Source organism: Pseudomonas sp. N40(2020), assembly GCF_014472415.1.
Taxonomy (GTDB): domain Bacteria; phylum Pseudomonadota; class Gammaproteobacteria; order Pseudomonadales; family Pseudomonadaceae; genus Aquipseudomonas.
In genome coordinates, this window is the sequence record NZ_JACSZV010000005.1 from 31,162 (window position 1) to 55,716 (window position 24,555).

Below are 24,555 nucleotides of genomic sequence, written 5' to 3' on the forward strand. Positions count from 1 at the left end.
GGTGATAAACGCCATGACGACAATCATCAGTCAGCTTCACTCGCTGCCGTGGACTGATGCATTCAGCCGTAATGCTCTGGCCAAGGCTCGCGATTACGCCATCGAGGATCGGATAGAAATCCATTTAGTCGATGACGAGATGATTGAGGCGGCCTGCGCGGGTTCTGAAACCTACGTCTATCAACAGATCATCTACTTGATTAAAGATCAGCAGGAGCAATTCGGTCTGCGTTGCTTTTGCTCCTGTCCGGTCGAGATCAACTGCAAGCACAGCGCGGCGGTGCTCTTTCACTTGCAGGCTCGCGCCGATAAAGCGCCTGAAAGTGATGCCCCGGTTCAACTGAGCCGATCACTGGAACATTGGCTCTCCAGTATTCCTGTGGCGACCCAGCCCACTGAAGAAACCTCACAAGCGGCCAGTACGCGGCTCTTTTACAAACTCAATGCAACACCGGTGCCGGGCAAGTGGCTGGTAGAAATCTTCAAGGTCTACCAGCTCAAGAGTGGCGAGCTGCGGGACGTCAAACCGTTGTTCTCGCTATCAGACATGCTGATGCGTCAGCCCGGTTATCTGACCGAACTTGATCTGCGAATTGCCAGGCTGCTCGTGGCCATGCACTCCCATCATGCCTATTACAGTGGCTATCCGCTGGAGGGCAGCAGTGGCGCCGAACTGCTCGAAATGCTGTTGAAAACGTCGCGCTTGTATCTGGATTTTGAAGTGTTGCAGCCGCTGACTGCGGGCGCCAGAAGAAGCGCGCAGTTTGCCTGGGCCGAACAAGCCAATGGCAGTTTTCGCCCGCAATGGAGCAGCGATGAGGCGTCGGTGGAAACCGTGCTCGCGCTGGAGCCGCTGTATTATCTGGATCGCGAGCGGCAACACATCGGCCCGCTGTTTAACGAGCTCGATGAGAAACTCGCCTGTCATTTGGCATTGGCACCAGAGATTCCGGCCCGCCAAGCAATGCAGTTCAGCCATCGGATGAGTGCGGCAACGCAAGTGGCCCCGCCGCACCAGCTCACGGAGCGGATCGTCGATGATGTGTTGCCCAAGGCTCATCTGACCCTCGCCAGCGGCAAACGCTACACGCGCTGGCAGTACGAACCCGAGCACCGTGCAGCTTTGCTGTTCACCTACGACGGTCATCCCGTCCAGGATCGCAACCCGGAGGTGATGGTTCTTGCGGGCGTTGAAACCCTGCGTATTCAGCGTCAGCCTGCTGCCGAAAAAGCCCTGCGTCAGCAGCTGCAGAAACACGGCTTCAAGAAGGCCACGCGCAAAAGCAGCGTTGATCATCCGGGTGAGAGATTTGACCTGCCCGATGATTCAACCTGGCTCACCTTTGCTCAAAATGGCATTCCCGCATTGCGCGAGGCAGGCTGGCAGGTTGACGTCAGCAAGAATTTCCATTTCAACGTGGAACCGGTCGAGCATTGGTACGCTGAGGTTGAGGAAGAGTCGGGACGGCAGTGGTTTGATTTGCAATTAGGGATTGTCGTTAACGGCGAGCGCCACAGCCTGTTGCCGATTTTTCTGCACCTGTTGCGCACTCATCCACTGCTTCTCGATCCAGCCAAACTCGCTCAGCGCGGTGATGATGAGCTGCTGTTGGTCGAGTTGGGTGCCGGTCGCTTCAGCAATAACATCAGTGGCAAAGTCGCGCTGCCTTTTGGCCGGGTCAAACCGCTGATGGCCACGCTCAGTGAATTGTATCTGGGCAATCATCTCGGCGATAAATTGCGCTTGAGTGCTCCCGATGCAGCGCGCCTGAGTTTGCTTGAAGGTGTATCGCTCGATTGGCAGGGTGGCGAGCGGCTGCGCAATTTTGCCAAGCGCCTGCGTGAGTCAACTCATACGCAAGTCGCCGCGCCGGCCGGACTCAATGCGCAGATGCGACCTTATCAGCTCGAAGGCCTCAACTGGATGCAAACCCTGCGCGAGCTGGAGGTTGGCGGCATTCTCGGTGACGATATGGGGCTGGGTAAAACCTTGCAAACCCTGGCTCACCTGTTGACTGAAAAGCAGGCCGGGCGGCTTGATCATCCGGCGTTAGCCGTGATGCCCACCAGTCTGATCCCCAACTGGCTGGACGAGGCCCTGCGTTTCACGCCGCAGTTGAAGGTGCTGGCGCTGCATGGCACCGCGCGGAAAAAAGACTTCGCCACTTTTGCCGAATACGATTTGGTGCTGACCACTTACGCCTTGCTGCCAAGGGATCTTGAAGTTCTGCAGCCGCAGCTATGGAGCGTGCTGATTCTAGATGAGGCGCAGAACATCAAAAATCCGCTTAGCAAGGCTGCTCAAGCCGCGCGTGATTTGCAGGCCCGTCAGCGCTTGTGCTTGAGCGGCACGCCGATGGAAAACCATTTGGGTGAGCTGTGGTCGCAGTTCCACTTCTTGATGCCGGGTTGGCTCGGCGACAGCAAATCCTTCAATCGCGACTACCGCACGCCGATTGAAAAGCACGGCAACGCCGAGCGCATGCAGCATCTGACGGCGCGGATAAAACCCTTTTTACTGCGCCGCAAAAAAGATCAGGTGGCGACCGAGTTGCCGCCGAAAACCGAGATTGTCCATTGGGTTGATCTGAGCGACGGCCAGCGCGATGTCTATGAAACGGTTCGTGTGGCAATGGACAAAAAAGTGCGCGACGAAATTGCCCGCAGTGGCGTGGCGCGCAGTCAGATCATCATTCTGGATGCCTTGCTCAAGCTGCGTCAGGTCTGTTGCGACTTACGCCTGATCAACATGCCGTTGACGGCAAAGGCGCTGCGCTCCGGGAGTGGCAAGCTGGTCAGCCTGATGGAAATGCTCGAAGAGTTGCTGGGCGAGGGGCGCAGGATCCTGCTGTTCTCCCAGTTCACCTCGATGCTGGCCTTGATCGAGCAAGAGTTGCAGCAACGTAACATTGCCTATTCGTTGCTGACCGGTGAAACCACGGATCGGCGCACACCGGTGAAGGATTTTCAGGGCGGCAAGGTGCCGCTGTTTCTGATCAGTCTGAAGGCTGGGGGTACCGGTTTGAATCTGACCGCTGCGGACACGGTTATCCACTTCGACCCTTGGTGGAACCCGGCGGTGGAAAATCAGGCAACCGATCGTGCGTATCGAATCGGGCAAAACAATCCGGTGTTCGTTTACAAGCTGATAGCTCGTGGCACGGTAGAGGAAAAAATACAGGCGTTGCAGCAGGAGAAGGCTGCATTGGCTGGGGCGGTGCTCGAGGGTGGCACGACGGGGGGATGGAAATTGGAGCAGAGTGACATCGAGGCATTATTTGCGCCGTTGCCTGTTGCCAAGGGTTGATTGCCTAAGCCGGATACCAATATTTGATGGCCCCATCGCTGGCTTGCCAGCGATAGCTATCTAACAGGCGACAAAGATCTCAGCGCTTGTCGAGCTTATCCGGCAACGGCGCAAACAACGCTTCAATATCGTCATTCTGCAATTTCCAGTCGCCAGCCTTGCGTCCATCCAGAACGCCCGCAGCCAAGTCGGACTTTTCCTTCTGCAGATGCTGAATCTTCTCTTCGACCGTGCCCCGGGCAATCATCTTGTAGACGAACACCGGTTTCTCCTGGCCGATCCGGTACGCGCGGTCAGTCGCTTGATTCTCGGTCGCCGGGTTCCACCACGGATCGTAGTGAATCACCGTATCCGCTTCGGTCAGGTTCAGACCTACGCCGCCGGCTTTCAGGCTGATCAGAAAGATCTGACGCTTGCCGCTCTGAAATTCCTTCACCGGCGTGCGCCTATCCCGGGTTTGGCCGGTCAATAAGGCGTAAGCGACATTGCGTTTTTTCAACTCGTTCTCGATCAGTGACAGCATCGAAGTGAACTGCGAAAACAGCAGAATCCGCCGACCCTCTTCGAACAACTCCTCAAGCATTTCCATCAGGCTGTCGAGCTTGCCCGAGGTGCTGCCGCGGGCAGGCAGGGAGGCGTCGTTGACCAGGCGCAAATCGCAGCAGACCTGACGCAACTTGAGCAACGCCTCAAGAATGATGATCTGGCTGCGCGCCACTCCTTTGCGCGTGATCTCGTCGCGAACTTTCTTGTCCATGGCCAAACGCATGGTTTCGTACACGTCGCGTTGGGCTTCGTTGAGATCGACCCAATGGATGATTTCAGTCTTCGGCGGCAGTTCGGTGGCCACCTGCTCTTTGGTGCGGCGCAGCAGAAATGGTTTTATCCGACCGTTGAGGTGCTGAAGTCTGACTTCACTGCCGCGCTTTTCAATCGGCACTCGGTAATCGGCGTTGAAGCTTTTGACGTCACCGAGCCAGCCGGGCAGCAGAAAGTGAAACAGCGACCACAGTTCGCCGAGGTGATTCTCCAGTGGCGTACCGCTCAGGCACAGGCGCTGGCGCGCATTCAAATCGCGGGCCGCTTGAGCGGCTTTGCTGTTCGGGTTCTTGATGTATTGCGCTTCATCCAGCACCAACACATGCAGCGGCTGTTTGGCCAGAATCTCGACGTCCTTGGGCAGCAGCGCGTAGGTGGTGAGGATCAAGTCGAAGTCGGCCAAATGCTCGAAGTGCTTCTTGCGGCTGGCGCCATACAGCGCCACGACTTTCAGTTGCGGCGTAAAGTGCGCCGCTTCATCGAGCCAGTTCGGAATCAGGCTGGTAGGCATCACCACCATGCACGGCCGATCCAGGCGTCCAGCATTTTTCTCGCTAAGAATATGCGCCAGAGTCTGTAGGGTTTTGCCCAGGCCCATGTCGTCCGCGAGAATCCCGCCGACTTCCAGTTGCCGCAGCGATTGCATCCAGCTCAAACCTTCAAGCTGATAGGGGCGCAGCGTCGCGTTCAGGCCTTCCGGCGCTTCTGTGCTGAAATCACGGATGTCGCGCAGGCGCTGGGCGAACGTGCGGATCTGCTCGCCGCCTTCCCAAAGCAGCGGAATGCCTTCCAGCGAATTCAGGCGTGTGGCGTCGGCCTTGCTCAGGCGCAGGGTGGTTTCGCCGGGCTCTTGCAGATAGAACTCGCCCAGGGTCGCCAGCACCGGTTTCAGTCGGCCCAGCGGAAGCGCAACCTGCAACGGCCCGTGTTCGATATTGCGTTGGGGGACATTGACCAGAATCAGCTCGTCGTCGCGCCGGCGCGCGAGGCGTTCCGGATTGAGAATCTCGGCGTGCGAGCGCATCAGATTGAGCAGAATCGGCAGCAGGCTCAGGCGCTCGCCGTTGACGATGATGCCCAGTTCCAGATCAAACCAGTCGCGCTCCGGTGCCTGTTCGACGGTGGCGTACCAATCATCGACTGCGGTCAGGTCGAAGCCGAACTCCTCATCGATCTGCAATTCCCAGCCTTGCGTGCGCAGCTTTGGCAGATCGTTGAGGGTAAAGGTCAGCCATGCGCTGTCATTGACCATCTCGTAGAGTTCGCCGGCGCTTTCCGGGAGTGCTTTGCTTTGGCGCGTGGCGATGCGGAAACCGAGGATTCGTAACTGTTCGCGGTAGGACTGTTCGACTTCCGGATGGCGTTTTATCCGCAGCGTCTGGGTTTCCTGACGAATCAGGATGTCGCTGTTTTTCTGCCCGCTGACGTATTCGTCCAGATAACTGAACGACAGCGCCGCGCGATGTTGAATGTAGCGCTGCATCTTGCCGTTGCGCGGCTCGAAAGCGCTGAACTCGACACTGGCCAGCCACAGGCGCGGTATCGGTTGCACGTTGTCGACCAAAACCTGCGGCGGCGCTTTCGGGCTGCGGTTTTCCAACACGGCCTGAAGTTTTTCCAGTAGTTCGGCGTCTTTGGCGGCGGCGGGGTAGTCGAGGGTTTCCTGGATTTTCAGCAGCACCGCTGCGCAGTGCTTGCAGTTGCTGCGAACCGGGCAAGTGCATGCCGCGTCGACGAGCAGCAAAGTGCTTTTTGCCGATTCGCGCAGTTGAATGGTCTGACGGTAGACGTTACCGCCAGAGCCTTCGCAACTGGCTGTAATGGTCGCATCGCCGACCTGGGCGATGCGTACCCGGTTTTCCAAAGCGTAGCGGCGGCCACGCTCCAGGCTCTGTTCCTTGAATCGGCTGACCCAGGAGGGTGCCAACGGTTTACTCAGGGGCGCGGACATAAGGACTTCGGTCAGTCCGGAATGGCTTCAGGCGCTTCCCGTGGCGCAGGCGCCGTCAGGGAAGTGATCTTGATCAGCAGGGCCAGGTGGCCGTTGTCGAGATAATTGAGCTGGCCGTTTTTGGTGTGGCTGTCCTGTTTCAGGCGCTCACTGGCGGTGACCATACCGTTGCTGTCGATCTGATTGACCCAGAAGTCGGCAGCCACGTCGGTGAAACGCCCGAGTTTCATCTCAAGCGTGCCCTCGATCGGGAACTGGCCGAACTGTTCCTGGCCGTCGCTGACCGCTACTTTCGCCGGTGCCTCGCCGAGGGTTTGCTGCCAAGCCTTGTGCATCAACACGCTGTACTCCCCGCTGGCAGTGAGTTTTGCGGCAACTTCACCGAGTGCGGGAGTGCGCTTGGTTTCATCGCCAAGTCGTTGTGCGCCGGCGGCCCAGTCTTCCGGCGCGGCGCGGCTGACAATGGCCGGTACGGCGTTCTGACGGACCAGAATCATTTCGACCTGATACGTGTCATCGGCAAATGCCGTGGGTGCTACCAAAGTCAGTAGCAAAGTCAGTGAGCGAAACAGGCGCATGCGGCGTCCTTTCAAGCAGTTTTCGGAATGAGGCGCTCGAACAGCGCCTCTACAGTATTAAAGCGCTCTTCCGGGCGCTCCATCGGCACCTGAAACTTGAACATCGTGGCGCCTTCGAATTTGTAGCGTTTGGGCTGGCTCTGGATCAGCTTGATCAGGGTCATCGGGTCGACCGGCGTCTGCGCGGCGAACTCGATGCGGCCACCTTGCGGGCCGCCATCGACCTTCTTGATGCCCAGCTGTTCGGCCTGCAGTTTCAAGGCCGTGATGCGCACCAGATTTTTGGTCGGTTCCGGCAGCAGGCCGAAGCGGTCGATCATTTCCACTTGCAGATCCTTCAGGCCTTCCTCATCGGTGGCCGAGGCGATGCGCTTGTACAGGATCAGACGGGCGTGGACGTCCGGGAGATAGTCTTCCGGAATCAGTGCCGGAACCCGCAGGTTGACCTCCGGGCCACCGCCGAGCGGTTGATCGAGGTTCGGCTGCTCGCCCTTACGGATTGACTTCACCGCGCGCTCGAGCATTTCCATATACAAAGTGAAGCCCACAGCCTGAATCTGGCCGCTCTGGCCATCGCCAAGCAATTCTCCGGCGCCACGGATTTCCAGATCGTTGGTGGCCAGCACGAAACCGGCGCCGAGATCCTGGGTATTGGCGATCGCCTCCAGACGTTTTTCCGCGTCCGAAGTGATTTGCTGGCGCGGCGGTGTCAGCAGATAAGCATAAGCCTGGTGGTGACTGCGACCGACGCGACCGCGCAACTGGTGCAGTTGCGCCAGGCCGAACTTGTCGGCGCGCTCGATGATAATGGTGTTGGCGCTCGGCACGTCGATGCCGGTCTCGATGATGGTCGAGGCGATCAGCACGTTGAAGCGCTTGTGATAGAAGTCGCTCATCACCTGTTCGAGTTCGCGCTCGCGCATCTGCCCGTGGCCGATGCCGATCCGCGCTTCCGGCACCAGTTCGGCCAAATCGGCGGCGCATTTCTCGATGGTCTTCACGTCGTTGTGCAAGTAGTAAACCTGACCGCCACGCAACAGTTCACGGAGCAGGGCTTCTTTGACCGTGCTTTTGTTCTGTTCCATAACGAAGGTGCGCACCGACAGGCGTCGGGCCGGTGGCGTAGCGATGATCGACAGGTCGCGCATGCCCGACACCGCCATGTTCAGCGTGCGCGGAATCGGCGTAGCGGTCAGGGTGAGGATGTCGACTTCGCTGCGCAGGGCCTTGAGCTGTTCTTTCTGGCGCACACCAAAGCGGTGTTCTTCGTCGATGATTACCAGGCCAAGGTTTTTGATCTTCACATCGTCGGAAAGCAGCTTGTGCGTGCCGATGACGATGTCGATCTTGCCTTCTGCCAGATCAGCGATTGCAGCATTTACTTCCTTGGTCGATTTGAAGCGGCTCATCACTTCCACGGTCACCGGCCAGTCGGCGAAGCGGTCGCGGAAGCTGTTGTAGTGTTGCTGAGCGAGCAGGGTGGTCGGCACCAGAATCGCCACCTGGCGGCCGCCGTGCACGGCGATGAACGCCGCACGCATGGCCACTTCGGTCTTGCCGAAACCAACGTCGCCGCAGACCAGACGATCCATCGGTTTCGGCGCGAGCATGTCTTCGCGCACGGCTTCGATGGTGGACTGCTGGTCCGGGGTTTCTTCGAACGGGAAGCCTGCGCTGAACGTTGCGTAGTCGGCCTTCGGGTCGGCGAACGCATAGCCTTCGCGAGCGGCGCGGCGGGCATAAATGTCGAGCAGTTCGGCGGCGACGTCACGCACCTGTTCAGCGGCTTTGCGCTTGGCTTTCTGCCAGGTCTCGGAGCCGAGGCGGTGGAGCGGGGCCAGCGCATCGTCACTGCCGGTGTAACGGGCGATCAAGTGCAGGTTGGCGACCGGCACGTAGAGTTTGGCGTTCTCGGCGTATTCGAGCGTGAGGAACTCGGCAGCCTGATTGTCGATTTCCAGAATCGTCAGGCCCAGATAACGACCGACGCCGTGGTCAATGTGCACCACCGGTGCGCCTTCACGCAGCTCGGTGAGGTTCTTGATCACCGCATCGTTGTTACCGTCGGCACGCTTCTCGCGGCGACGACGCTGCATCACGCGTTGACCGAACAGCGGACTTTCCGCGACCAGTGCCAGCGCCGGATCGTCGAGCATCAAGCCTTCGTCGAGCGGGGCGATGGTGATTGCCAGGCGATCCTTGCTCGCGACGAAGTCCGGCCAGCTGTCGACGGTCTTCGGCCGCAGCTTCAAGCGTTCGAGCAACTCCAGCAGGACTTCGCGACGGCCCGCCGATTCGGCGGTGAACAACACGCGGCCGGGAAATTCGTCGAGGAAGGTCGAAAGTGCCGCCAACGGTTGTGTGGCTTTGGCTTCGATTGCCAGGTTCGGCAGTGCCTGCGCCGGGAAGCGTTCGCGGCCGACCCCGGTTTCCACGTCCTGCTGACTGGCAACTACGCGTGGCCAGTTCTTGAGTCGTGCAAAGCAGTCTTCCACCGGCAGGAACAATTCCGCAGGAGGCAATAGAGGACGCGATGGATCGACGCGGCGTTCTTCATAACGGTTACGCACGTCATTCCAGAAGTTTTCTGCCGCTTGCTCGATGCCCGGTAGCGAGAACACTTGCGTGTCCTGAGGCAAGTAATCGAACAGGGTTGAGGTTTCGTCGAAGAACAGCGGCAGGTAGTACTCGATACCGGCTGGGGTGATACCGCTGCTCAAATCCTGAAAGATCGGGCAGCGCCGGAAGTCGACGTCAAAACGCTCGCGGAAACGCGCCTTGAAGCGAGTGACCGCATCTTTTTGCAGCGGGAACTCACGTGCCGGCAGCAGCTTGACCGAATCGACCTTGTCGATGGAACGCTGGTTTTCCGGATCGAAGGTGCGCAGGGTTTCGATTTCGTCATCGAACAGATCAATGCGATACGGCAGCTTGCTGCCCATCGGGAAGAGATCGATCAGCGCGCCGCGAACCGTGAATTCACCGTGCTCATAGACGGTGTCGACGTAGCGATAGCCGCTGGCTTCAAGTCGCGAACGCATTTGCTCGACATCGAGCTTCTGGCCGACGTCCAGTACCAGGCTGCTGCCGAGCAGGAATTTGGTCGGCGCCAGACGATGCAGGGCCGTGGTAATCGGCACCACCAGCACGCCATGCGCCAGTTCCGGCAGCCTGTACAGGCTGGCGATGCGCTGGGAAATGATGTCCTGGTGCGGCGAAAACAGGTCGTACGGCAGGGTTTCCCAGTCGGGGAAATGCAGAACGGGCAAATCCGGGGCGAAGAAACTCAGCTCCTGTTCCAGCCGTTCGGCACTCTGGCTGTCGGCGGTCAGTAGCAGGGTGAAGCGCTTGGCAGCGCTGGCAGCCTCGGCAATCGCCAGGCTCAGGGCGGCACCGGGCAGATTGCCCCAGTGCTGTTTACCTGCCTCGGCAGGGAGAAGCGGTAGACGCAGAACAGGCACGGAAGGTTGAGCTCCAGGCGTTGCGACAAAGTCGGTAATTGTAGCGGCGTCCGATGCTGCCTGTCAGTTGCAGACTGCGTCTATCTTCACTGTTTCGGCAAAATGTAGTGGTAACCATAAAAAAGAGCACTTTTTTTGGGGTTATGTAGTGCCGAAACGGGGTGGTGTTACGGAGGGTTACAGACATCGTCTAACAGTCGTCGAAAAATTGACTGTGCTGGAGGCCCCGGTTTTACTGGGCTGGCGAGGGGCGTAATTTTTTTGAACGGAATTTTGTTACCGATTGCGCGACAAGCGCGCATTGCTACAAGAGGCTCGCGGCGGCATAATGTAGCCCCTTTTTTCTGCCCCTACATGTGGAAGGTTCCCGTGACTCAGAAGCCCGACCAGTGTCTTGGTGAATGGATCGACCGTGAAGCACTCGCAGAAGCGATGATCCCGCTTATCGGTCAGCTCTACCGCAATAACAACGTGGTGAGCTCGATCTATGGCCGCAGCCTGATCAACCAGTCTGTCATCGCGATTCTCAAAGCTCACCGCTTTGCTCGCCATCGTTCTTCCGACGATAGCGAACTCTCCGTCCACGAAACATTCCCACTGCTCAAAGCCATGAGCGAGCTCAAGCTCGGCGCGGCTTCGGTGGATCTGGGCAAGTTGGCGTTCAAATTCCGCAACGAAGCCAATGGCCGCACTGCCGAGCAGTTCGTCCGCGAAGAAATGGCTGACGTGGTTGGCCAGCAAAACGCTTCGGCCCGCAAAGGCACTGACGTTGTACTGTACGGCTTCGGTCGTATCGGCCGTCTGCTGGCGCGCATCCTGATCGAGAAAACCGGTGGTGGCGACGGTCTGCGTCTGCGGGCCATCGTGGTGCGCAAAGGCGCCGACAACGACCTGACCAAGCGCGCCAGCCTGCTGCGCCGCGATTCGGTACATGGTTCGTTCAACGGCACCATCACCATCGACGAAGAAAACAACACCATCACCGCCAACGGTAACCTGATTCAGGTGATCTACGCGAAGAACCCGACCGAGGTGGATTACACCCAGTACGGCATCAAAGACGCGCTGCTGGTGGACAACACCGGTGTATGGCGTGACGCTGATGGCCTGGGTCAGCACCTGGCGTGCCCGGGTATCGACCGCGTTGTTCTGACCGCGCCTGGCAAAGGCAAACTGAAGAACATCGTTCACGGCATCAACCACGGTGAAATCACCGCTGACGACAAGATCGTGTCCGCTGCTTCCTGCACCACCAACGCCATCGTGCCGGTGCTGAAGGCTGTGAATGACAAGTTCGGCATCATCAACGGTCACGTCGAAACCGTTCACTCGTACACCAACGACCAGAACCTGATCGACAACTTCCACAAGGGCGATCGCCGTGGTCGTTCCGCTGCGCTGAACATGGTAATCACCGAGACCGGTGCTGCCACCGCTGCTGCCAAGGCTCTGCCGGAGCTGGCCGGCAAGCTGACCGGTAACGCGATCCGTGTTCCGACGCCGAACGTGTCGATGGCCATTCTCAACCTGAACCTTGAGAAAGCCGCTACCCGTGAAGAGATGAACGAGTACCTGCGCTACATGGCACTGCACTCCGATCTGCACAAGCAAATCGACTTCGTCAATTCGCAGGAAGTGGTATCCACCGACTTCGTTGGCTCGCGCCACGCCGGTGTGGTCGACGCTGAAGCGACCATCGTTCAGGACAACCGCGTTGTTCTTTACGTCTGGTACGACAACGAGTTCGGCTACAGCTGCCAGGTTGTTCGCGTGATGGAAGACATGGCCGGTGTAAACCCGCCAGCATTCCCGCGCTAAGCCTTAGCTGCAAATGAAAACGCCCCGACTTTGGTCGGGGCGTTTTTTTATGCCTGGTAAATCTCTGTTGCCTGTACCGGCATCATCGCTGGCAAGCCAGCTCCCACAGGTTTCTTGAGAGCTTGCACAATCGCATTTACACCCGAAACCCTTGTGGGAGCTGGCTTGCCAGCGATGGCGTCCTGTCAGGCGCGACCAACCACAGCCGCTTGCGCAGTACGCAGTTCATGCTTGTTGCCCCGGAACAACACCAGCGTCGCAATCAACCCCAATACCGCCGCACCGCTGAGCCAGATCCCCGGCGCAGCCTTGTTGCCCAGCACATGAATCAGATAAGTACACGCTGCCGGTGTAAAACCGCCGAAGGTCGCAGTCGCCAGGCTGTAGGCCAGCGAGAACCCGGTTGTACGCACTTCTACCGGCATGATCTCGGTCAGCGCCACCACCATCGCGCCGTTGTACGAGCCGTACAGGAAAGACAGCCACAGCTCCACGATCAGCAAATGGCTGAAGCTCGGATTCGCCACCAGCCACGAAAGGGCAGGGTAAGCGGTCAGAATCGCCAGGATCGTCGCCGCCAGCAGTAGGGGTTTGCGTCCGATCTTGTCAGACACCGCACCCATCACCGGCAGCCAGAAGAAGTTCGAGAGGCCGATGCACACCGTCACCAGCAACGCATCCAGATCCGATAAATGCAGTTCAGACTTGCCGAAAGTCGGGGTGTAGGCAGTGATCAGGTAGAACGACACCGTGGTCATCACCACCAGCGCCATGCCGGCGAGCACGATGCCGAAGTTCTGGCCAATCGAGCGGACGATTTCCTGCAGAGTGGGGCGATGTTTGCGCGCCTGGAATTCCGGGGTTTCCTCCAGCGAGCGACGAATCACGAAGATCACCGGCACGATCATGCAGCCGATCAGAAACGGCACGCGCCAGCCCCAATCGCCCATTTGCTCCGGGCTCAGCCAGTGGTTGAGACCGACGCCGAGCAGGCCGGCGAACACCACGGCCGCTTGTTGGCTGGCGGACTGCCAACTGACAAAAAAGCCTTTGCGGCCCGGCGTGGAAATTTCCGCCAGATAAACCGAGACGCCGCCCAGTTCAACCCCCGCCGAGAACCCTTGCAGCAAGCGGCCAAGCAACACCAGCAAGGGTGCGGCGACACCGAGCGTCGCGTAGCCGGGGACGCAGGCAATCAACACGGTGCCGGCGGCCATCATCGCCAGAGTGATGATCAGGCCCTTGCGACGGCCATGGCGGTCAATGTAGGCGCCCAGAAAGATTGCGCCGAGTGGGCGCATCAGGAAACCGGCACCGAAGGTTGCCAGCGAAAGCATCAGGGAGGCGAAGGCGCTGTCGGTCGGGAAGAAGGTCTTGGCGATCGCCGTGGCGTAGAAGCCGTAGACCATGAAGTCGAACATTTCGAGAAAATTGCCGCTGACAACGCGAAAAATCGCCTTGCCTTTGCCGGTCGTTGAAGACATTTCTGGATACTCACTTTAAATCTTGTAAGAAAGCGTTTCGCTCGTATCCCATAATGGCCGGCGTGCTTTTGCGGGGAGATGAAGAATTGTTAACTGGACGGTGGCAGGGGGTTGTGGTGTTGGCGGTCGTCTTGTCCGGCTGCGGCAATGGCGATTCCATGGAGAGCGTTGGCGGTCCAACCATGGGCAGCACGTATTCGATCAAATACGTACGTCATGCAGGTCTTGCCGATCCTGCACAAGTTCGCCGCGAAGTGGAGGGCATCCTCGCCGAAGTCGATCGGCATATGTCCACTTATCGCGGTGACTCGGACATCGAGCAATTCAACGCATTGCCCGCCAACAGTTGTCAGAAGATGCCCGCTTCCGTACTCGAATTGGTTCGGATCGGTGAACAGCTGTCAGAGCAAAGCGAAGGTTCCTACGACCTCACCGTCGAACCGCTGATGAATCTCTGGGGCTTCGGCCCGCAAGGTCGCGAAGAAAAAGTCCCAAGTGCTGCTGCATTAACCGAGGTGCTGCAACGGGTCGGTCATCAGCATCTGCGAATCGATGGCGATCAGTTGTGCAAGGACGCCGCGGTCGAAGTCGACTTCAACAGCATTGCCGCCGGTTATGCCGTCGATAGGATTGCCGCACGACTCGACGCCATGGGTATCCACGATTACCTCGCCGAAGCCACGGGAGAGCTCAAGGCCAAGGGCAAAAAACTCGATGGCTCATCATGGCGCATTGCCTTGGAAGAGCCCCGCGATGATCAGCAAGTCGCCGAGCGCATCATCAATGTCGATGGCTACGGCGTTTCCACCTCCGGCGATTACCGCAACTATTTCCTGCAAGATGGCCGGCGCTATTCCCACACATTCGATGTGCGTAGCGGCGCACCTGTCCTACATGATCTTGCGTCAGTCACGGTGATTCATCCTTCAGCGTTGATGGCCGATGGACTATCGACGCTGTTGCTGATTCTCGGGCCTGAAAGGGCTTGGGACTATGCCGAAGAACACGACATTGGTGCATTCTTTGTGATTCGTGCCGATACAGGTTTTGTTATCCGCACCAGCAAGGCTTTCGAGCGGTTCAGTGGCGTAAAAACTGACTGAGGACAATACGAAAGCTGGCGTTGTAGTGCAGGCAAAAGTAGCCTACGACGCGACCAAGGGTTAATGTGCGCGGCGTTGACGCTTCTATAGACTGTGTCCGGGCTCATCACTGGCCCCCAATTGTTCCTTCGCGCCGCCGTTCGGCGTGATTTAGCCGCAGGTGCTGCTGGCACCGCGGCCTGTTCTGAGGAGTACGCATGGCTGTCTACAACTACGACGTGGTGGTGCTGGGTTCCGGCCCGGCGGGAGAAGGCGCGGCAATGAACGCCGCCAAAGCAGGGCGCAAGGTCGCGATGGTCGACAGCCGTCGTCAGGTCGGCGGCAACTGCACCCACCTCGGTACCATCCCGTCCAAGGCACTGCGTCACTCGGTGCGGCAGATCATGCAGTTCAACACCAACCCGATGTTCCGGGCCATCGGCGAGCCACGCTGGTTCTCCTTCCCGGACGTGTTGAAAAGCGCCGAGAAAGTCATCTCCAAACAAGTCGCCTCGCGCACCGGCTACTACGCCCGTAACCGCGTCGACGTGTTCTTCGGCACCGGCAGCTTCGCCGATGAGCAAACCATCGAAGTGGTCTGCGCCAACGGCGTGGTCGAGAAGCTGGTGGCCAAGCACATCATCATCGCCACCGGTTCGCGCCCGTATCGCCCGGCGGACATCGATTTCCACCATCCGCGTATCTACGATAGCGACACCATCCTCAGCCTCGGCCACACCCCGCGCAAATTGATCGTTTACGGCGCCGGCGTGATCGGTTGCGAATACGCCTCGATCTTCAGCGGTCTGGGTGTACTGGTTGAACTGGTGGATAACCGCGGTCAGTTGCTGAGCTTCCTCGACTCGGAAATCTCCCAGGCGTTGAGCTACCACTTCAGCAACAACAACATCACCGTGCGCCACAACGAAGACTACGATCGTGTCGAAGGCGTGGACAACGGGGTGATCCTGCATCTCAAGTCCGGCAAGAAGATCAAGGCAGATGCCTTGCTCTGGTGCAACGGCCGTACCGGTAACACTGATCAGTTAGGTCTGGAAAACATCGGCGTCAAGGTCAACAGCCGTGGCCAGATCGAAGTCGACGAGGCTTACCGCACCTGCGTGCCGAACATCTACGGTGCTGGCGACGTGATCGGCTGGCCGAGCCTGGCCAGTGCCGCGCACGACCAAGGCCGTTCGGCTGCTGGCAGCATCGTTGATAACGGTAGCTGGCGCTTTGTGAATGACGTGCCGACCGGCATCTACACCATTCCGGAGATCAGCTCGATCGGCAAGAACGAACAGGAACTGACCCAGGCCAAAGTGCCGTACGAAGTCGGCAAGGCATTCTTCAAGAGCATGGCGCGGGCGCAGATTGCCGGCGAGCCGCAAGGCATGCTGAAGATCCTGTTCCACCGTGAAACCCTGGAAGTGCTGGGCGTTCACTGCTTCGGTTATCAGGCGTCGGAGATCGTGCACATCGGTCAGGCGATCATGAATCAGCCGGGCGAGTTGAACACTCTGAAATACTTCGTCAACACGACATTCAACTACCCGACCATGGCCGAAGCCTATCGGGTAGCGGCGTACGATGGCCTCAACCGGCTTTTTTGACGGGCTCCGGCCGGTGGCCTGAGCCGGCCGGGGAGACCGATTTCAGCAATTCTCGAGAGTGGCAGTGGCCAAACCGGGAAAGTCTGTAATCAGGCTGTCAACGCCGAAGTCGGCGAGTCTGCGCATCAGTGCAGGCTCGTTGACGGTCCACACAGACACATGCAGCCCCTGACGCTGCGCCTTTTGCAGGCGTTCCGGCGTACACAGCGTCCAGTTCAACGCAAGAATCTCACAACCATAGCTCTGGGCGACCTTCAACGGGTCGAGCCAGGCGTACTCGGCTACCAGTCCGCGCGACACGTCCGGCACCAGATCCAGCGCCGCTTTCAGCACTTCGCGCGAACTCGAGGTGATCGTCACCTTGTCCAGCAGACCGTGGCGCTGAGCCATTTCACGAATTGCCAGCACCGTGGTTGCGGCGCGGGTGCGTGAGGCGCTTTTCACTTCAAGCTGCCAGTGCTCGAAATTACACTTTTCGAACAGCTCTTCCAGCGTCGGAATCGGGCACGGCTTGATCCAGCCCGGGCCGCCCTTGCGCGCGTCGTACGTCACCAGTTCGGCGGCGCTGTGCTCGACGACTTTGCCGCGACGCTCGGTGGTGCGTTTGAGGGTCGGGTCGTGGATGACCATCAACTCGCCGTCCTTGGACAGGTGCAAGTCAAGTTCGCAGCGGCGCACGCCGTGCTTGAGACATTCCTGAAAACTGCTCAGGGTATTTTCCGGTGCTTCGCCCTTGGCGCCGCGGTGGCCGTAGATGAGGGTCACGGTTCTTCCTTAATTTAAATGCCTGATTCGTTCTGTTCGCGGGCCAGACGTCGTTCCTGGGCCTGCTTCTGCAAGATATAACGAGCGAGCAGTTGGCGTTGGGCATCGGTCAGGTGTTCGAACTCGGTGCCGACGTCATAGCCGTCGCCCTTGCGGTCGCAATGGGTGACGCGTGCGCGCAACAGCAGGCCCAGCGCTTGCGGCATCAGCACCAGTTTCACCGACAGATGCGCCTCGGTAGCGATTGGCGTCGGATACTGAAAGTCGATCCCGCCTTCGGAGATGATCACCGGTTGCGGCTCGCCGATATGGCCGAGCACGGTCAGTGCGACCACCTGGCTCAGCAGGTCGATGCGTTTGTTCTGGGATTTCAGGAACGCAGCGATGGCCCGGTCGCGCTCGCTGATCTGGCGCAACAGGTGCTGCGACTCGAATTCGCTCAGGTGCAGTTCGCTGAGCAGGTTGAAGAGTGGGGAAGCATCCTGCAACACTTCCTGGCCTGCGGCTTCGGGAGCGGACAGGGGCCGAATTTCCAGTGCGATCGTGTCCTCGATACGGTAGTATTCGCGGCGATCTTCTTCATCTAATGTCGACATGGCGAACCCATGGTAGCGGCGGTGGTCTGAGTGTAAAGCTGGTTATCGACCCCCGCCACAAGGACGTTCCTTTTCCCTCCGAACAAGCCCCGACATGTTCAGACCTCTCTTCGTATTTATCGGCACGCGTTATACCCGTGCAAAGCGTCGCAATCATTTTGTGTCATTCATTTCCCTGACTTCGATGATCGGGCTCGCCCTTGGCGTGGTCGTAATGATCGTCGTGCTTTCGGTGATGAATGGCTTCGATCATGAGATGCGCACCCGTGTGCTGGGCATGGTGCCCCACGCGACCATCGAGTCCACTGAGCCGATCAACGATTGGCAAAGCCTGGCCACCCGGGTCAAGCAGAACCCGCAGGTGACGGCGGTTGCGCCGTTCACCCAGATGCAGGGCCTGCTGACCAACAACGGTCAGGTGTCCAAGGTGTTGCTCAACGCCATCGACCCTGCGCTTGAGCGCAATGTGTCGATCATCGACAACTTCATGAAGCAGGGCAAACTCGACGATTTGACGCCGGGCAGCTTCGGCATCGTGATTGGCGACAAGGCCGCGACCAAGCTGGGCGTGGGCATCGGTGACAAGATCACCTTTGTCGCACCGGAGGTCAGTGTGACCCCGGCCGGGATGTTCCCGCGCATGAAGCGCTTCACCGTGGTCGGCATTTTCCATGTCGGCGCCGGCGAGCTCGACGGTTATCTGGGCGTCACCAACCTGCAGGATCTGGCGAAAATGCATCGCTGGAAGCCTGATCAGGTGCAGGGCATCCGTTTGAAATTCGATGATCTGTTTCAGGCACCACGCTTAGCCTGGAATATCGCCCAGCAGCTCGGCGAAGACCATTACTACGCCCGCGACTGGACCCGTACCCACGGCAACCTGTATCAGGCCATCCGCATGGAGAAAGCCATGATCGGTCTGTTGTTGCTGCTGATCGTTGCGGTGGCGGCGTTCAACATCATTTCCACGCTGGTGATGGTGGTGAACGACAAGAAGGGCGACATCGCCATTCTGCGCACCCTCGGCGCCACGCCTGGGACGATCATGCGCACGTTCATGGTGCAAGGCACGGTCATCGGCGTAGTCGGGACAGCCATTGGCGCTGTGCTCGGGATCCTCGCTGCGCTCAACGTCAGCGCGGCGATTTCGGCTCTCGAAGGGCTGATCGGCCACAAATTCCTTAATGCCGACGTGTATTTCATTGATTATCTTCCGTCGCAGGTGCAGAGCCAGGATGTGGTCATGGTTTGCGCGGCTGCGTTGATCTTGAGTTTCCTCGCCACCCTGTATCCCGCCTGGCGTGCCGCGCGCACCCAGCCGGCGGAGGCGCTACGTTATGAGTGAGTCGGGCATGAGTGAAAAAGCAATCTTGAGCTGCCGCAACCTGGGCAAATCCTACGAGGAAGGCCCGGAGTCGGTGCAAGTGCTGGCCGGTCTGCAACTGGAGTTGCACCCGGGCGAGCGTGTGGCGATCGTCGGCACCTCGGGATCGGGCAAAAGTACTTTGCTCAACCTGTTGGGCGGCCTCGATACGCCAACCAAGGGCAGCGTCTGGCTTGACGGTGAAGAGCTGTCGGCCCTGAGCGAGAAGAAACGTGGTCTGCTGCGTAACCGCGCGCTGGGTTTCGTTTACCAATTCCACCACCTGCTGCCGGAATTCACTGCGCTGGAAAACGTCTGCATGCCGCTGCTGATCGGCACGACGCCGATCCCGGAAGCCCGTCAGCGCGCCACGGCATTGCTGGAGCGGGTGGGGCTGGGCCATCGCCTGGAGCACAAGCCGGCGGAACTGTCCGGTGGTGAACGTCAGCGTGTGGCCATCGCCCGCGCCCTGGTGAACAAGCCAGGTCTGGTGATGCTCGATGAGCCGACCGGCAACCTCGACTCCCACACCGCCCAGGGCATTCAGGATTTGATGCTGGAACTCAGCACCTCGATGCGCACGGCGTTCCTGGTGGTGACTCACGACATGAACCTGGCTCGCCAGATGGATCGCGTCCTGCACTTGCAGGAAGGTTGCCTGACGCCCATCTGATTGGTTGAAACCCGACGTCTGGAAAGGCGTCGGGTCTTTTATTTTTATACGGTGCCCCAGCGAATGTTCAGACCGTTATCGATCTTTATCGGCACGCGCTATACCCGCGCCAAGCGCCGCAATCGCTTTGTTTCGTTCATTTCGATGACCTCGATGATCGGCCTCGCCTTCGGCGTTTTGGCGATGATCGTGGTGTTGTCTGTGATGAACGGCTTCCAGCGTGAAATGAGCTCGCGCATCCTCGGTATGGTGCCGCACGCGACCATCGTCGGCGTCAAACCGATTGATGACTGGCAGCCCGTGGCTGCCGCTGCCATGAAAAACCCAGAAGTCACCGCCGCCGTGCCGTTCACGGAAATGGAAGGCATGCTCTCCTACAAAGGCCTGATGCAGCCGATCCAGATCAGCGGCATCGATCCGGCCCAGGAAGGCAAGGTGTCGATTGTTGCCCAGCACATCGTTCAGGGGCGTCTCGATGCTCTGAAGCCGGGCGAATTCGGCGTGGTGATCGGTGAAATCACCGCGCGTCGTTTCCGTCTGAATGTCGGTGACAAAATCACTCTGATCGTACCGGAAGTCAGCACCGCGCCGGGCGGCATCACGCCGCGCATGCAGCGCCTGAACGTGGTCGGCGTGTTCAAGGTCGGCGCTGAGCTGGACGGCTCGATGGGCCTGATCCATATGGCCGATGCTGCGACGATGCAGCATTGGGAACCGAATCAGGTGCAGAGCGTGCGTCTGGCGGTGAAAGACCTGTATGCCGCGCCGAAAGTCTCCTCGGACATCGCCGCCGGCCTCGGTGCCGACTTTAAGGCTGACGACTGGACCCACACTCAGGGCAGTCTGTTCAGCGCCATGAAAATGGAAAAAACCATGATCGGTCTGCTGTTGCTGATGATCGTCGCGGTGGCGGCGTTCAACATCATCGCGACCTTGATCATGGTGGTAAACGACAAGGGTGCGGACATCGCGATCCTGCGTACCATCGGCGCTACACCCCGGCAGATCATGGCGATTTTCATGGTGCAGGGCACGGTGATCGGGATTGTCGGGACGTTGATTGGCGGCGTGCTGGGCGTGATCGCGGCGCTGAATGTCAGCGAACTGGTGGGCTGGGTTGAGCGGGTGACCGGGCAGCACATTTTCAGTTCGGATGTGTATTTCGTCAGCAATCTGCCGTCGGAATTGCAGGGCGGGGATGTGCTGTTGATCTGCTCCGCCGGGTTCATTCTGAGCTTCCTGGCGACGGTGTATCCAGCGTGGCGGGCGGCGAAGATCGAGCCTGCTCATGCGCTGAGATATTCGTAAACTCTGAAAACGCCATCGCGGGCAAGCCCGCGATGAGGCCAGCAGTACAGGCCTCAATCTTCCTTAGGCAACTCAATCACAAACCGCGTCCAGCCCTCAGCCGATTCGCAATGAATCTGCCCACCATGGGCCCGGACAATCGATTGAGTAATCGCCAGCCCCAACCCCGCATGTTCACTGCTGCCTTCCTGCCGCGCCGGATCCGCCCGATAAAACCGGTCGAACAACCTCGGTAACTGGTCTGCCGAAATCCCTTCACCACGGTTCTCGACGGATATTCGCACTGCGTTCGCTTGATCGAGGATTGATAAGCGCACCACACCTTCAGTTGGCGTAAACCGCAGCGCGTTATCCAGCAAGTTCGACAAGGCCCGGCGCAACATGCTGCGATCACCTTCGATTCGTGCATGCCCTTCACGAGTCAGTGTCACCCCTGCGTCCTCAGCCAAGGGCGCAAAAAACTCTATCAGCGCCTCCGCTTCGTCCGCCAACTCCAATGGCTCACGCTTGGGCATTAACAAACCGTGATCGGCCTTGGCCAGGTACAACATGTCGTTGACCAGTTGCGCCATCCATTGCAGTTCTTCGAGATTGCTGTGCAGCGCTTCGCGGTAATCCTCAATCGGCCGTGGGCGGGTGAGGGTGACTTGGGTGTGGGTCAGCAGATTCGACAACGGCGTGCGCAGTTCATGGGCGATGTCGGCCGAAAACGCCGAAAGCCGCTGAAACGAGTCGTCGAGGCGTCCGAGCATGGCGTTGAAGCTGTGGGCCATTTCCGCAAGCTCTGGCGGCATTTGCGCTTCCGGCAGTCGGGCATTGAGCGACTGCGCCGAAATCCCACGGGCTACTGCGCTCATGCGCCGCAACGGTCGTAAACCGCTGCGTGCTGCCCAAGCGCCCAGCAGCGCGGTGGCCAGTGCTGACAATCCGACGGTCAGCCAGATCAAATGCTGCATACGTTGCAGGAAGTGTTGGTGATGAGTGATGTCCAGTAACAGCGTCAATTGTGGCGAGTCGGTTTTATCCGGGTAGAGCGGGGCGTTGAGAACGCGGTAGTCGGCGCCGTCATCGCTGATGGTCGACAGACCATTTTTTCGCGGCAAGTCTTGCGGTATGCGGGGCGAACTGTCGAACCAGAGCTGCCCCTGGGCCCCGGTGATACGCAGGGAAAGATCAGCCTGCCGGCTCAGCTCATCGGCCAGTCGTGCCTGGCTTTCACTGGGCTGAACATCCTGCAGGGCCCGGCGCAGGCCGATCAGTTTGCTGTCCAGTTGTTGCTGGTCGAGTTCGATGAAGTGCGCCTCGCTGGCACGATTGAACAGCACCCCGGCAAACAGCGAAACCACGGCGGTACAAGCGGCAAACAACAAGGCCAGGCGCGAACTCAGGGACAACCGGCGCATCAGGCTGAGCGCTCTTCAAGCACGTAACCCATGCCTCGCACGGTGTGGATCAGTTTGTTGGGGAATTCGTCGTCGATCTTCAGGCGCAGTCGGCGGATGGCTACTTCGATGACATTGGTGTCACTGTCGAAATTCATGTCCCAGACTTGCGAGGCGATCAGCGATTTAGGCAGCACTTCGCCCTGGCGGCGCAGAAGCATCTCCAGCAGGGCGAACTCCTTGGCAGTCAGGTCGATGCGCTGGCCACTGCGTTCGACCCGGCGTCGAATCAGATCAAGACGCAGGTCGGCCAGTTGCAGGCTGGTTTCCACAGCAACGGCGCTGCCACGGCGCAACAGGCTGCGCACCCGGGCCAGCAGTTCGGAGAAGGCGAAAGGTTTGACCAGATAGTCGTCGGCACCGAGTTCGAGGCCGTGCACTCTGTCCTCCACTGTGTCTTTGGCCGTCAGAAAAAGTACCGGCGTATCGAGCCCGGCACTGCGCACCGCTTGCAGGATCTGCCAGCCATTGCGTCCTGGCAGCATCACGTCGAGGATCAACAGTGCGTAATCACCGCTCAGGGCCAATTGCTGGCCGCTGTCGCCGTCGGCCACCAGTTCGGTGTTGAAACCGGCCTCGGTCAGGCCCTGACGCAGGTATTGGCCGGTTTTCGCTTGGTCTTCGACGATCAACAGTTTCATGGGCGACTCGGTGTGTAGGAACTCGGATTTTAGGAACTCAGGCTTTATAACGTGAGAGCAGGCGACAAATGCCAACCTGACAAAGTTGTAATCTGCCTGTCAGGTAGATGCCAGCGCAGGCGCGCTAGAGTTTCCCACAGGCTGAACCTTATCTTGTGGGAGTACGACTATGTTTTTGCGTAAACCTTTGGCCTTGGCCGCGTGTTTGCTGGCGCTGAGCTCGCCTGTTTGGGCAGGGCCGGCACACACCTACGACTTTGGCCAATCGGCGCCTGCGGCCAACGCCACGCGCAGCATCGAAGTGGTGATGGGCGACATGTCGTTCGATCCGAAAACCATTCAGATCAAGGCCGGTGAGACCGTTCGCTTTGTGCTGGTGAATAAAGGTCAATTGCTACACGAATTCAACCTCGGTGACGCGGCGATGCACGCCGAGCATCAGCAGGAAATGTTGCAGATGCAGCAAAGTGGCATGCTCACGCCTACCGGTATGAAAGAAATGTCCCACAATATGGCGGGCATGGACCACGCTGCGATGGGCCATGGCATGAAGCATGACGACCCGAACAGTGTGTTGGTCGAGCCGGGCAAAACCGCCGAGCTGATCTGGACCTTCAGTAAAGCCACCAGCCTGGAATTTGCCTGCAATATCCCCGGTCATTATCAGGCGGGCATGGTCGGCAAACTGACTGTCAGTCAGTAAGCACTCAAAGGCGCGGGCAAAGGCTGGTAGAATCCGCTGATTATTCAGTCAGGTTTCCGCCATGCATCCCGCAGCCGAACATTCGCCGCTGGGCAAATCCAGCGAATACATCGCCACGTACACACCGTCTCTGCTTTTCCCGATCCCGCGCACCGCGAAATGGGCCGAGTTGGGCCTGACCGCCGATACCCTGCCTTATAAGGGCGTGGACTTCTGGAACTGCTTCGAACTGTCGTGGCTGTTGCCGTCGGGCAAACCGGTGGTGGCCATCGGCGAGTTCAGCATTCCGGCGGATTCGCCGAACATCATCGAATCGAAGTCGTTCAAGCTGTACCTGAATTCGCTGAACCAGACGCCGTTCGCTGACGTTGCCAGCCTGGAAGCGACGCTGGTCAAGGATCTGTCTGCCGCTGCCGGCAAACCGGTGGGCGTGCGGGTTCGCAGTCTTAAAGACGTGGAAGCCGAAGGTGTCGTGGCGTTGCCGGGTGTGTGCATCGACGATCTGGATATCAGCGTCAGCAACTACGAGCATCCGCGTCCGGAACTGCTGCGTTGTGATGATTCGAAGGTTGTGGAGGAGAGCGTGCATAGCCACTTGCTCAAATCCAACTGCCCGGTGACCAGTCAGCCGGACTGGGGCAGTGTCGTGGTGGAATATCGCGGCGCGGCGCTGGATCATGCCAGTCTGCTGGAGTACATCGTCAGTTTCCGCCAGCACTCGGACTTCCATGAGCAGTGTGTCGAGCGGATCTTCCTCGATCTGCAACGGTTGCTGAAACCGGAGAAGTTGACGGTGTTTGCGCGGTATGTGCGTCGTGGCGGGCTGGATATTAACCCGTATCGCAGCACTGAGAGTTTGCAACTGCCGAACCATCGTCTGGTTCGCCAGTAAGACCTACAGGCAGAAATGAAAAAGCCCTGTCAGTGATGGCAGGGCTTTTTGCGTTTCGG

General features: G+C 58.9%; 17 protein-coding genes. 9 read left to right on the plus strand and 8 right to left on the minus strand.

Annotated features, from left to right (window positions below):
- The first annotated feature begins 13 nt into the window (after positions 1-13).
- Positions 14-3,307 (plus strand): DEAD/DEAH box helicase, encoded by a 3,294-nt coding sequence (locus IAI51_RS05320; RefSeq protein ID WP_187677525.1) that lies wholly within the window; start codon positions 14-16, stop codon positions 3,305-3,307.
- Positions 3,308-3,386: 79 nt separating this feature from the next.
- On the opposite strand, the gene IAI51_RS05325 is transcribed toward IAI51_RS05320, so the two are convergent.
- Genes IAI51_RS05325 through mfd form a run of 3 tightly spaced genes read right to left on the minus strand, consistent with a single transcriptional unit; the run spans position 3,387 to position 10,116 of the window.
- Positions 3,387-6,077, minus strand: coding sequence for a DEAD/DEAH box helicase (locus IAI51_RS05325; RefSeq protein ID WP_187677526.1), 2,691 nt, complete (start codon positions 6,075-6,077; stop codon positions 3,387-3,389).
- Positions 6,078-6,088: 11 nt separating this feature from the next.
- The gene (locus tag IAI51_RS05330) at positions 6,089-6,655 is read right to left on the minus strand and encodes a CsiV family protein (protein ID WP_187677527.1); all 567 of its coding nucleotides are present in this window, start codon (positions 6,653-6,655) and stop codon (positions 6,089-6,091) included.
- A gap of 11 nt (positions 6,656-6,666) precedes the next feature.
- Positions 6,667-10,116 (minus strand): transcription-repair coupling factor, encoded by a 3,450-nt coding sequence (gene mfd / locus IAI51_RS05335; protein WP_187677528.1) that lies wholly within the window; start codon positions 10,114-10,116, stop codon positions 6,667-6,669.
- Between the two features lie 354 nt (positions 10,117-10,470).
- On the opposite strand from mfd, the gene IAI51_RS05340 reads away from it, so the two are divergent.
- Positions 10,471-11,934, plus strand: a complete 1,464-nt coding sequence (locus IAI51_RS05340) for a glyceraldehyde-3-phosphate dehydrogenase (protein WP_187677529.1) — start codon at positions 10,471-10,473, stop codon at positions 11,932-11,934.
- 185 nt (positions 11,935-12,119) lie between these two features.
- Here IAI51_RS05340 and IAI51_RS05345 read toward each other — a convergent pair whose 3' ends face one another.
- Positions 12,120-13,418 (minus strand): MFS transporter, encoded by a 1,299-nt coding sequence (locus IAI51_RS05345; protein WP_187677530.1) that lies wholly within the window; start codon positions 13,416-13,418, stop codon positions 12,120-12,122.
- Between the two features lie 53 nt (positions 13,419-13,471).
- Between IAI51_RS05345 and IAI51_RS05350 the strand changes: the two genes are divergently transcribed.
- Positions 13,472-14,521 carry an FAD:protein FMN transferase gene (locus IAI51_RS05350; RefSeq protein WP_187677666.1) on the plus strand — a complete coding sequence of 350 codons (1,050 nt, stop codon included), beginning with the start codon at positions 13,472-13,474 and terminating at the stop codon, positions 14,519-14,521.
- Between the two features lie 197 nt (positions 14,522-14,718).
- Positions 14,719-16,113: a Si-specific NAD(P)(+) transhydrogenase gene (sthA, locus tag IAI51_RS05355; protein WP_007984277.1), complete on the plus strand. Its 1,395-nt coding sequence runs from the start codon at positions 14,719-14,721 to the stop codon at positions 16,111-16,113.
- Positions 16,114-16,155: 42 nt separating this feature from the next.
- Here the strand turns inward: sthA and IAI51_RS05360 are convergent, their stop codons facing one another.
- Both IAI51_RS05360 and IAI51_RS05365 read right to left on the minus strand, forming a co-directional pair.
- Complete coding sequence (locus IAI51_RS05360; RefSeq protein WP_187677531.1) at positions 16,156-16,878, minus strand: glycerophosphodiester phosphodiesterase; 723 nt, start codon at positions 16,876-16,878, stop codon at positions 16,156-16,158.
- Between the two features lie 14 nt (positions 16,879-16,892).
- The gene (locus IAI51_RS05365) at positions 16,893-17,474 is read right to left on the minus strand and encodes a PilZ domain-containing protein (protein ID WP_187677532.1); all 582 of its coding nucleotides are present in this window, start codon (positions 17,472-17,474) and stop codon (positions 16,893-16,895) included.
- Between the two features lie 94 nt (positions 17,475-17,568).
- On the opposite strand from IAI51_RS05365, the gene IAI51_RS05370 reads away from it, so the two are divergent.
- The 3 genes from IAI51_RS05370 (at position 17,569) to IAI51_RS05380 (ending at position 20,818) form a co-directional block, all read left to right on the plus strand.
- Positions 17,569-18,819 carry a lipoprotein-releasing ABC transporter permease subunit gene (locus IAI51_RS05370; protein ID WP_187677533.1) on the plus strand — a complete coding sequence of 417 codons (1,251 nt, stop codon included), beginning with the start codon at positions 17,569-17,571 and terminating at the stop codon, positions 18,817-18,819.
- A 7-nt stretch (positions 18,820-18,826) separates the two neighbouring features.
- Positions 18,827-19,510 (plus strand): lipoprotein-releasing ABC transporter ATP-binding protein LolD, encoded by a 684-nt coding sequence (lolD, locus tag IAI51_RS05375; RefSeq protein ID WP_187677534.1) that lies wholly within the window; start codon positions 18,827-18,829, stop codon positions 19,508-19,510.
- Positions 19,511-19,573: 63 nt separating this feature from the next.
- Positions 19,574-20,818, plus strand: a complete 1,245-nt coding sequence (locus IAI51_RS05380) for a lipoprotein-releasing ABC transporter permease subunit (protein WP_187677535.1) — start codon at positions 19,574-19,576, stop codon at positions 20,816-20,818.
- A gap of 53 nt (positions 20,819-20,871) precedes the next feature.
- Here IAI51_RS05380 and IAI51_RS05385 read toward each other — a convergent pair whose 3' ends face one another.
- Positions 20,872-22,221, minus strand: coding sequence for a heavy metal sensor histidine kinase (locus IAI51_RS05385; protein ID WP_187677536.1), 1,350 nt, complete (start codon positions 22,219-22,221; stop codon positions 20,872-20,874).
- Positions 22,221-22,901: a heavy metal response regulator transcription factor gene (locus IAI51_RS05390; RefSeq protein ID WP_187677537.1), complete on the minus strand. Its 681-nt coding sequence runs from the start codon at positions 22,899-22,901 to the stop codon at positions 22,221-22,223. Before IAI51_RS05390 ends, IAI51_RS05385 begins: the two co-directional genes overlap by 1 nt.
- Positions 22,902-23,070: 169 nt before the next feature.
- Between IAI51_RS05390 and IAI51_RS05395 the strand changes: the two genes are divergently transcribed.
- Both IAI51_RS05395 and queF read left to right on the plus strand, forming a co-directional pair.
- Positions 23,071-23,604: a plastocyanin/azurin family copper-binding protein gene (locus tag IAI51_RS05395; RefSeq protein WP_187677538.1), complete on the plus strand. Its 534-nt coding sequence runs from the start codon at positions 23,071-23,073 to the stop codon at positions 23,602-23,604.
- Positions 23,605-23,665: 61 nt separating this feature from the next.
- Positions 23,666-24,496: an NADPH-dependent 7-cyano-7-deazaguanine reductase QueF gene (gene queF / locus IAI51_RS05400; protein WP_187677539.1), complete on the plus strand. Its 831-nt coding sequence runs from the start codon at positions 23,666-23,668 to the stop codon at positions 24,494-24,496.
- Positions 24,497-24,555: the final 59 nt, after the last annotated feature.

Bases quoted from the DNA above. Each gene is read 5' to 3' on its own strand.
- IAI51_RS05320 (WP_187677525.1), top strand. From the start codon at position 14: ATGACGACAATCATCAGTCAGCTTCACTCGCTGCCGTGGACTGATGCA.
- IAI51_RS05325 (WP_187677526.1), bottom strand. From the start codon at position 6,077: ATGTCCGCGCCCCTGAGTAAACCGTTGGCACCCTCCTGGGTCAGCCGA.
- IAI51_RS05330 (WP_187677527.1), bottom strand. From the start codon at position 6,655: ATGCGCCTGTTTCGCTCACTGACTTTGCTACTGACTTTGGTAGCACCC.
- IAI51_RS05340 (WP_187677529.1), top strand. From the start codon at position 10,471: ATGTGGAAGGTTCCCGTGACTCAGAAGCCCGACCAGTGTCTTGGTGAA.
- IAI51_RS05345 (WP_187677530.1), bottom strand. From the start codon at position 13,418: ATGTCTTCAACGACCGGCAAAGGCAAGGCGATTTTTCGCGTTGTCAGC.
- IAI51_RS05350 (WP_187677666.1), top strand. From the start codon at position 13,472: ATGGCCGGCGTGCTTTTGCGGGGAGATGAAGAATTGTTAACTGGACGG.
- sthA (WP_007984277.1), top strand. From the start codon at position 14,719: ATGGCTGTCTACAACTACGACGTGGTGGTGCTGGGTTCCGGCCCGGCG.
- IAI51_RS05365 (WP_187677532.1), bottom strand. From the start codon at position 17,474: ATGTCGACATTAGATGAAGAAGATCGCCGCGAATACTACCGTATCGAG.
- IAI51_RS05370 (WP_187677533.1), top strand. From the start codon at position 17,569: ATGTTCAGACCTCTCTTCGTATTTATCGGCACGCGTTATACCCGTGCA.
- lolD (WP_187677534.1), top strand. From the start codon at position 18,827: ATGAGTGAAAAAGCAATCTTGAGCTGCCGCAACCTGGGCAAATCCTAC.
- IAI51_RS05380 (WP_187677535.1), top strand. From the start codon at position 19,574: ATGTTCAGACCGTTATCGATCTTTATCGGCACGCGCTATACCCGCGCC.
- IAI51_RS05385 (WP_187677536.1), bottom strand. From the start codon at position 22,221: ATGCGCCGGTTGTCCCTGAGTTCGCGCCTGGCCTTGTTGTTTGCCGCT.
- IAI51_RS05390 (WP_187677537.1), bottom strand. From the start codon at position 22,901: ATGAAACTGTTGATCGTCGAAGACCAAGCGAAAACCGGCCAATACCTG.
- IAI51_RS05395 (WP_187677538.1), top strand. From the start codon at position 23,071: ATGTTTTTGCGTAAACCTTTGGCCTTGGCCGCGTGTTTGCTGGCGCTG.
- queF (WP_187677539.1), top strand. From the start codon at position 23,666: ATGCATCCCGCAGCCGAACATTCGCCGCTGGGCAAATCCAGCGAATAC.